Origin of the sequence: Desulfobulbus alkaliphilus, assembly GCF_016918545.1 — a bacterium.
In the GTDB taxonomy this organism is placed as follows: domain Bacteria; phylum Desulfobacterota; class Desulfobulbia; order Desulfobulbales; family Desulfobulbaceae; genus Desulfobulbus; species Desulfobulbus alkaliphilus.
This window is the reverse complement of the sequence record NZ_JAFFQC010000317.1, coordinates 1-425: the sequence shown is the minus strand read 5'-3', so window position 1 is coordinate 425 and position 425 is coordinate 1. Positions and strand designations below refer to the sequence as shown.

The following is a 425-nucleotide window of genomic DNA, read 5'->3' as shown; positions in this document are numbered from 1 at the left end:
ATCATCCCCCGTGGCCGCGCCCTGGGCCTGACCATGCAGCTGCCCGAGGAAGACCGCCACGGCTACTCGCGCAATTACCTGCGCAACAACCTGGTGGTGCTGCTGGGCGGCCGTGTGGCGGAAGAGATCGTCTTTGACGACATCACCACCGGTGCTTCCAACGACATCGAACGCGTGACCCGCATGGCCCGCAAGATGGTCTGCGAATGGGGCATGAGCGATGCCATTGGCACCCTGTCCATCGGTGAGACCGGCGAAGAAGTCTTCATCGGCCGCGAGTGGGTGCAGAACAAGAACTACAGCGAAGAGACCGCCCGCCTGGTGGACGCCGAAGTCAAGCGCATCGTGGAAGAGGCTCACGCCCGCTGCGTCAAGCTGCTGCAAGACAATCGCGCCACCCTGGACCGCATCGCGCAGGCCCTGCT

Annotated in this window: 1 pseudogene; it reads left to right on the top strand. The window is 64.0% G+C overall.

The window, feature by feature from the left end:
- Positions 1-425: pseudogene (locus tag JWG43_RS18720) on the top strand (ATP-dependent zinc metalloprotease FtsH); the annotation flags it as partial.